Annotated in this window: 3 protein-coding genes; 2 read left to right on the top strand and 1 reads right to left on the bottom strand. The window is 59.8% G+C overall.

Annotated features, from left to right (window positions below; translation table 11 throughout):
* Window positions 1-87: 87 nt before the first annotated feature.
* A protein-coding gene (locus tag AC3I65_RS17780; protein ID WP_316911973.1) for an IS3 family transposase occupies window positions 88-1310 on the top strand; the annotation gives its coding sequence in 2 pieces (ribosomal slippage) (window positions 88-439 and window positions 439-1310; 1224 coding nt in all).
* Window positions 1311-1809: 499 nt separating this feature from the next.
* Window positions 1810-4278: a TonB-dependent siderophore receptor gene (locus tag AC3I65_RS17775; RefSeq protein WP_488524037.1), complete on the top strand. Its 2469-nt coding sequence runs from the start codon at window positions 1810-1812 to the stop codon at window positions 4276-4278.
* 630 nt (window positions 4279-4908) lie between these two features.
* On the opposite strand, the gene AC3I65_RS17770 is transcribed toward AC3I65_RS17775, so the two are convergent.
* Window positions 4909-9066: an amino acid adenylation domain-containing protein gene (locus AC3I65_RS17770; protein WP_488524036.1), complete on the bottom strand. Its 4158-nt coding sequence runs from the start codon at window positions 9064-9066 to the stop codon at window positions 4909-4911.
* Window positions 9067-9070 lie beyond the last annotated feature (4 nt).

Here is a 9070-nt window from a genome sequence, read left to right as displayed (position 1 = left end):
CATGGCATGAACAAAAAGGCCTTTTTTAAGTTCTTGTCTCGTCCTGAATAAGGTTTACACCTTCTGACCTATCCTCAGGAGGAACCAATGGATTCAGGAAGAAGGCGTAGTCAGCGTGATTACACGCTGGGCTTTAAATTGGCGGTTGTCGATCAGGTTGAAAAGGGCGAACTGAGTTATAAAGAGGCTCAACGGCGTTATGGGATTCAGGGCCGGTCGACTGTGTTGGTATGGTTACGCAAGCATGGGCGGCAGGACTGGAGCCAAGGCGCCTCCATTCGTGCCCAGAGGAACCGACCGATGGCCGAGCCAAATTTGCCGCTGACACCAGAGCAGCGAATCAAGGAGCTGGAAGAAAAGCTGGCCCTTGCCAACCAGAAAGCCCAATTTTTTGAAGCTGTCGTTGACGTGCTGAAAAACGATTACGGTGTTTCTGTCGTAAAAAAGCGATCCGGCAAGTCCTCAGCCAAGGGCAAATCGAAGGCCTGAGTGTCACCAGGGCTTGCCAGTTTCTGGGCATCTCACGGCAGGCGTATTACAAGCGCAATCGAGCTTACGACGCGCAAACTAGCCATGCGCAAAAGGTGCTGGGATTTGTGCTGGAGGCACGCCTTGAAATGCCTCGGTTGGGCACCCGTAAGCTGCATGGGCTAATGCAAGCCGAACCTGAACTAACGCAAACGGTAGGCCGAGATCGATTGTTCGATATTCTGCGAGACCATCGACAACTGGTCCCACGCAAACGCGCTTATCACAAGACTACCGACAGTCATCATCGCTTCCGTCGACATCCGAATCGGCTCAAGCCCGGCCCTGACCAAGTCACTGCCACCGGCCCGGAACAGGTGTGGGTGGCGGATATAACCTATTTACCGACCGAGCAAAGCGTCGCTTACGTAAGTCTGGTCACTGATGCGTTCTCGCGCAAAATAGTCGGCCATCATGTGCATGAAAGCCTGCATACCGAGTCAGTCATCCGGGCGATGACGAAAGCTCTTCGACACCGAAGAACCAATCAGCCACTGGTACATCACTCCGATCGGGGCTCGCAATACTGCTCTGATCTCTACCAAAAGCTGCACGCCAAGCATGGCGTCAGGTGTTCGATGACGGATGGCTACGACTGCTACCAGAATGCCCTAGCGGAACGAGTGAATGGGATTCTGAAAACAGAATTTCTTTTACACCGTCCCAAAGACCTCGCCCAAGCCAAGCGCATGGTTGAGGAATCGATAGAAATCTATAACCGTAAGCGACCTCATTTGGCCCTGAAATACAAAACGCCCGATGCGGTGCATCGGGCGTTTTGAGACTGAAACAGGTGTAAACCTATTTCAGGACTAGACATCTCGTTCCCCCGCTCTGCGTGGGAATGCATTCCGTGACGCTCTGCGTCACCTTCCAGGGGCGGAACGCGAAGCGTCCCTGGCGGCATTCCCACGCGGGAGCGTGGGAACGATCGAAAGGCAGCTGACACTCGCATGAAACAAAAGGCCGGCGCCCCTCTGCGCCGGCTTTTTTTTAACTTTTTTCGCGAATGATAAATAAACTCATTCCGGTTTTTGGCAGGTGCTGCGTCTTACTTAGGTATGTGGACAAATCGGGTCGGGCAGGACGCTCAGGCACCGGATGTGTTCAGCAAAAATTTCGCCGTCGCCCAGCCGGATGACCGTGCCCGGGGAGGGGCCGGTCGGCCCCGCACTGACACATTGCCCTTGGGGCAATCGACCGTGCGGGTTCTCTCGTGCTGGCGAGCGGCGGGCCCTTCGGCCCCATGGACTTTTACTTCTACCAATAATAGAGAGCACGATGTCATCCATTCATGAGTTGAAACCTCTGTTCAAGGCACTCGTCATGTCCCGCGGCCTGCGTTCGCGTCGGGTGTTGACCGGTCTGGGGCTGGTCTGCCTGCTGCCACTCAGCGCTCAGGTGATGGCTGAAGACGTCAGCATCGACATCCCTGCGCAATCGCTGCCCCAGGCACTGCAAGCGTTCGGTCAGCAGACCAACCAGCAAGTGATCTACAACGCCGGCGATATGGCCGGGCTGAAAAGCAACCGCGTCAGCGGCAAGATGAGCCCGCAGGCGGCCCTCACCGAATTGCTCAAGGGCACGGGGGTGCGGTACAGCGTTGAGGGCAATACCCTGATGCTGCTGCGCGGTTCTGCCACTGGGTCCCTTGAGCTGGGCGCGACCACCGTCAAGGCACAGGAGCTGGTTGCGACGACCGAAGGCAGCAAGTCATACACCAGTAACGCCGTGACCATCGGCAAGGGCACCCATACCCTCAAGGAAATTCCTCAGTCGATCACCGTGATGACGCGTAAGCAGATGGATGACCAGAACCTGGTCAACCTCAAGGACGCCGTCAACCAGACCACCGGCATCGTCGGCCTGCAGGGCGTTGGCCAAGGCATGATCCTGTCGTCACGCGGCTTCCAGATCGACGATTGGCAATACGATGGTGTGCCGATCCTGCGTAACAATTATTCGCTGGGCAACTGGGCGACCCAGGACCTGATCTTCTTCGACCGCCTGGAAATCATGCGCGGCGCCTCCGGCCTGCTGCAAGGCACCGGCAGCCCCGGTGGTGCCGTCAACCTGGTGCGCAAGCGTGGCCAGAACGCACCGACCGTGACCCTGACCGGCAAGGCCGGCTCCTGGGATCACTACGGTCTGCAACTGGACGCCGGCGGCCCGCTGAACCAGGCCGGCAACATCCGCGGTCGCATCGTCGTCGACGAAGACCAGAGCAATTCATTCGTCGACCATGCGTGGAGCAAGACCCATTCGCTATACGGCGCGCTGGACGTCGACCTGAGCGAAGACACCACCCTGGGTTTCGCGGTCAGCCAATCCAACGGCGAATCGCGGGGCAACATCCGCGGCCTGCCACGCTACGCCGATGGCAGGATGCCGGACGTGTCGCGCTCGACCTACACGGGGGCGCGCTGGAACCGCTCCGAAATCGACGTCACCACCCTCTACGCCGATCTGGAGCACCGCTTCAATGAGGATTGGGCGTTCAAGGTCGGCGCGGTGCACATGAGCGAAGACAACCAGGCGAAAAACCAGCGCGTCCAAAGGGGGGGTGGTCTCCTGCCTGATGGCAGCGGCGTGCAATATGCCGACTTCCTGACCGATTTCCAGTCCACGAAGGTCGGTCTCGACATGAACCTGACCGGCAAGTTCGAAGCCTTGTCGATGGAGCAGGAAGTCATGCTGGGCGGCAACTACTCCCAGCTGGAAACCGATGACCGCTACGCCCGTACATTCAACAACACCAGCGACTCCATCTTCGACATCGACAATGACCGTCCGGACATCAGCTACGACAGTTTGATCGCCGCGGGCGGCCAAGGCACCCTCAGCAAATACGATATCCGCCAGAAGGGCGTGTACGGTACCTGGCGCGTCAAGCCGGTGGACGATCTGACGCTGGTGCTGGGTTCCCGGGTCAGCTGGTATGACTACAGCTACAAGTCGAAGACCGAAAACTCAGCCGGTATCACAGGCAACGCGCCAAGCACCGGAACTGAAACCGGAGTGGTCACGCCCTACGCGGGCATCATCTATGACCTGAGCCGCGAATGGGCCGTGTATGCCAGTTATACCGACGTGTTCCAGCCGCAGACCAATCGCGATGCCAACGGTTCGGTGCTCAAGCCGATAGTCGGCACCAACTACGAAGTCGGCCTCAAGGGCGAGTTGATGGACGGTCGGGTCAATACCTCCCTGGCAATCTTCCGCTACGACCATGAGAACCGTGCCATCAACGACGGTGGTTCGGGGTGTGGCGGCTCGGGTTGCTCGGTAGCCTCGGGCAAAGTGCGCAGCCAGGGTATCGACGCCGAAATCAGTGGTGAAGTGATAGACAACCTGCAGCTGTTCGCGGGTTACACCTACAACACCACCAAGTACTTGGAGGACCCGGACAATGAAGGGAGTATTTTCAGCACCTGGACGCCGAAACACATGCTGCGCGTGTGGGGCAACTACCAGTTCACCGGCGACTGGAGCCGTGTCAGCACCGGCTTGGGCTTCACCACCCAGAGCCACACGATGGTTTACGACTACGATCGTGAAGTCCCGGGTTATACCGTATGGAACGCCCGCGTCGGCTACCAACTGACGCCGGAAATCGCCTTGGCGGTCAACGCCAACAACCTGTTCGACAAGACGTACATTACGTCCGCCTACAACCAGCTCAATGGCAACAACAACTTCGGTGATCCACGCAACCTGATGTTCAGCGTGACGTACAAACCGCAGTTCTGATCCTCGCGGGAATGAATAGACCTGCCTTGTGGGTGGTGCTGTTCACTTAAGGAAACGGCGCTTTTCGAGACGGGAAAGCGCCGTTTTCTTTGCCGAGGTGCCCACTGCGCAATGCCTGCGTTCGGCCAGCGTGGTTAACGGGGCGCCGAGATCAACGTCCGACGCGAGGCGGCTTGACAGCCGGCCTGTCTCTTTCGGGTGTACACCCATCCGACCTGTTTGAACAGTAGCTGTGGGAGCAAAGCTTGCTCGCGAGGCGGCCTTATAGCCGACCTGTTCCTGCGGGAGGACTCAATCCAATTGTGGGAGCGAGCTTGCTCGCGAAAGCGGCGGGTCAGTTTGCGTTGATGTTGGATGTGCCGACGTCATCGCGAGCAGGCTCGCTCCCACATGAGTTTGCTGGTGTCCTCAGCATCTGCAAACGACACAAAAACCTGTGGGAGCGAGCTTGCTCGCGAAAGCGGTGGTTCAGGCGCACCGAGCCTAAGTGAGGTGCCGAGTGGTCGGGCAGAAGCGCTTTGGCTACTTTCGCCTGGGCCGGCTTGCGGATTTTCGAAAGTGACCCGCCGTAACGGCGGAACCCTAAGTGGCGGTTACCGCAGCAACGGATATACACACCGACCCCAAGCGCTATTCCCCTTCTATCGTACTGGCCCAAAAAGCCTCGACCAACGAATCAAGCAACCCATCATCAAAAATCATACTGCGGTGACGCAACGGCGAATGCATCGAGCATTGCAGCTCCCCGGTCAGGCTGCAGCTCTTGATCAAGGCTTCGCAGAATGCCAATTCTTCCGGGGTTTTTTCTACCTGTGTCCACCAGCAGCTAGGCCGAACCCGTACCGGTTTGAAGGTGAACCCGTCGAAGGCTTCCAGCAAACGATCATGCACCGAGAACGCCTGGGCGTTCATGACTTCATCCTTGACGCTCTGCACGATCGCCAGCAAGTCGCCTCGTCCCGGCTCGATCTGGCTGGCGGCCCACTCATGGAAGGCCTTGACCGTGCTTTCGGGTTGCTCACGCCGATAAGTCGCCGTGCGTTCCGTGAGGGTCGGAAACAGCAGGTCGAAGTACTCGATGGCCTCCAGCAGATCCTGAGAGGCCGGGTCGGCTTGTTCACCGCCTGGTAAATGCCGATGACGCGACAACGTTGTCGGATATAGATGCTCCGGGATCGTGCTATCCACCAAACCGAGAAAACTCACGGTGTGGCCCAGGCTTTCCAGCGTCGCGGCGATGTCCAGCGCAATGGCGCCGCCCAACGACCAGCCCATCAGGTAATAGGGACCTTGCGGCTGGGCCTTGACGATTTCCTGGCTGTAATCGGCGACCATCTCGCGCCAGGCGTCAGGCCCGGCATGCGGTTCACTGAAGCCGCGATGCATGACGCCAAAGGTGCGCGCTCGCTGTTGGAGTTTGCGCGCCAGTGGCTGGTAACAGAACACGATGCCGCCGCTGGGGTGCAGGCAAAATAGCTGCGGTGCGCTGGCCGGTGCGTTGTTCAGTTCGACCAGGCATTGGGTCTGTTCCCGATGTTTTTGCGAGATGAACAAGGCCAGCTCGGCGACGCTCGGGTTGGCCAGCAACTCTTGCAGCCGCACGCTGATATTCAGGCGTGCCTTGAGGTTGGCAATCAGTTCGATCGCCAGGATCGAATGCCCGCCCAGTTCAAAGAAGCTGTCGTTGACACCGACGCGCGCAACCTTGAGGGACTGTTGCCAGAGCTGTGCCAGGGCTTCTTCCAACTGAGTGCGAGGCGCCAGGTAAAGGGAATGCCAAAGACCGGCGTCGGGTTCCGGCAAGGCCTTGCGGTCGAGCTTGCCATTGGCATTGAGCGGGAAATGATCGATGAACAGCAGGTGGCTGGGCACCATGTAGTCCGGCAACTGCGCTTTGAGTGCGCTCAACAAGCCTTCGCGTAACTCGGCCGTGGCCGGTTGTGCGGCAATCACGTAGGCGACCAGCTGCAGGCCGCCCGGGCCTTCATGGGTTAACACGACACCGTCTTGCACCGCCGGCAGCGTTTGCAGGCGCGCCTGGATTTCCCCCAGCTCGATGCGGAACCCGCGAATCTTGACCTGATGATCCAGGCGTCCGATGTACTCGATGCTGCCGTCGGTGCGGTAGCGGGCCAGATCCCCGGTGCGATAGAGGCGGCCACCCGGCAGCGGGTCGAACGGGTCGGGGATGAAGCGGGTAGCGGTCAGGTCGGCACGTCGGTGATAGCCGCGGGCCAGGCCGGCCCGGCCAACGTATAGCTCACCGATGCAACCCTTGGGCACCGGGTTCAGATGAGCGTCGAGCAGATACCAGGACAGGTCGACGATGGGTTCGCCGATGGGGCTAGCGGCCTCGCTGTGCAAGTCACTCATCGACAACGGCCGCCAGGTGACATGCACAGTCGTTTCCGTGATGCCATACATATTGATCAGTTGCGGCGTCTGGTCGCCGAAACGTTCGAACCAGGGGCGAAGACTCTGTACATCGATCGCTTCGCCGCCAAAAATCACCTGTCGCAACCGGTGGGCAAGAGGTTGCCCAGGTTCGCAGGCGACCTGCAGCAACGCCTTGAACGCCGAAGGCGTCTGGTTGAGCACCGTGACGTTTTCCTGGCAAAGCAGGGCATGGAAATCCTGCGGTGAACGGCTCACGGCGTGGGGCACGATGACCAATCGGCCGCCGTGCAGCAGGGCGCCGAAGATCTCCCACACGGAAAAGTCGAAGGCATAGGAATGGAACAGGCACCAGACATCCTGATGATCGAAGCTGAACCAGTGGTCCGTGGCCTGGAACAATCGGCTGACGTTGTGGTGCGCCAGCAGTGCGCCTTTGGGTTGGCCGGTCGAGCCTGAGGTGTAAATCACGTAGGCCAGGTTATCCGGGTCCATCGGCACATTCGGATTGTGCTCGGGATAGGGGCTATTGGCATCGACCGAATCCAGCAACAGACAGTTGATGTCAGCGGGCAGCGCCAGCGATTCCCGCAGATGAGCCTGGGTCAGGATCTGCGTAACGCCGCTGTCCGCGATCATGTAAGCCAGGCGGTCGGCCGGGTAGGCCGGGTCCAGCGGCACGTAGGCGCCACCGGCCTTGAGGATCGCCAGCAGGCCGATGATCATCTGTGGCGTACGCTCGACGGCGATGCCGACCAGCACATCGGGACCGACGCCTTGCTCGATCAGCCGATGGGCCAGTTGGTTGGCCTGTCGGTTGAGTTCGGCATAACTCATGTGCTGCCCTTCAAAGGTCAGGGCGATGGCGTCGCCTGTGCTGGCGGCGTGGGTTTCGATCAACCGGTGCAGACATTGTTCGCTGCGCAGTTGGGTCGGCTGACGGTTCCAGTCGCCCAGGGTTTTTCGGTGTTCATCGGCGCTCAACAGTTGCAGTTCGCCAAGCGCGCATCCAGTCGTCTCGACCAGGCCCCGCAGCAGGTTCTGCCAGTGGCCGGCCATGCGCTCGATGGTCTCTGCGCGGTACAGATCACGGCTGTATTCGAACGTTGCCAGCAGCTGTTGCTGGGAATAATCGACATCCAGCGACAGGTCGAACTTGGCCTGGTTGTCACCGGTACTGAGAAACTCCAGCGTCAGTTGACCCAGGTTTGGCGCCGACGGTGAATACGACCCGGTGCGCCAGTTGAACAAGACCTGGAACAGCGCACTGGCGCCCTGTGCGCCGGGACGTTGCAACTGATCCAGGATCAGTTCCAGCGGGTAGTCGGCATGTTCCAGCGCGGCGAGCGACTGCGCGCGCAGGTCCCGGAGGAAATCCAGCGCGCTGCGGGTCGAGTCGATCCGCGCCCGATACACCTGGCTGCTGACGAAAAATCCCACCAGCTCCTGGCTCTCGTGGCTGTTGCGGTTGGCGTTCGGGACGCCGACGGTGAAGTCGTTTTGGTTGCTGTACCGAGCCAATAACAATTGCCAGGCCGCCAGCGCCACGACAAAAGGCGTAAGCCCCTCCCGCTGACAGAACGTATCCAAGGCCTGGACCATTGCCGGGTCAAGTGACACCTGCACGCGTCCGGCCATGTGTTGCTGATTGGCGGTGCGCGCAAACTCCTGAGGCAGTTCCAGCGCCGGCAGCTCATGGCCCAGGTAGTCGCTCCAATAGGCGCCACTGCGGTGGCAGGCCGGGCTCTGCACATAGTCGCCGCGTTGCCAGCTCGCGTAGTCGGCGTATTGCAGGGGCAACGGCGGCAGCGTTGACGGATCGCCGAGCAAGGCTCGGGCATAGGCCATGGCCATGTCTTGCATGAGGATCGTGTTGGACCAGGCATCGGAAACGATGTGATGCATGTTGAGCAACAACACATGCTCGTCACTGCCCAGTCTGAGCAACGTTGCCCGCATCAGCGGCGCCTGGGTCAGATCGAACGGTTGTCGGGCGTGCTGTTCGATGCGCTGTGAAAGCGCCAGCTCCCGTGTTGGCTGATCGAGCGCGGCGAGGTTCTCCCGGTGCACGATCAGGCTGGCGTTACGCTCGATCACCTGGGTGGCGGCGCCGTCGATTTCAGTGAAGGCGGTGCGCAGGATGTCGTGTCGGTCGATGACGCGATTGAGTGCCTGTTCCAGGGCGTCGGCATTCAGTTCACCCGTCAGGCGCAGGGCGCGCGGCAGGTTGTAGGCCGAACGGTTCGGGTCGCGCTGTTGCTCCAGCCACAAGCGCTGCTGGGCGAAGGACAAGGGCGCGCGGTCCGGCCGGCTGCGGCTGGAGCGGGCTTGCACAGCGTCAGCGTCCTCCTCCAGCAGCAGGGTCAGCAGGTCATCATCTAGCAATGGGTTCATGGTG

The organism is Pseudomonas sp. N-1-13, assembly GCF_057787095.1.
The sequence above is the reverse complement of the archived record's forward strand: the minus strand, read 5'-3'. Positions and strand labels throughout refer to the sequence as shown.

Bases quoted from the DNA above. Each gene is read 5' to 3' on its own strand.
- AC3I65_RS17775 (WP_488524037.1), top strand. From the start codon at position 1,810: ATGTCATCCATTCATGAGTTGAAACCTCTGTTCAAGGCACTCGTCATG.
- AC3I65_RS17770 (WP_488524036.1), bottom strand. From the start codon at position 9,066: ATGAACCCATTGCTAGATGATGACCTGCTGACCCTGCTGCTGGAGGAG.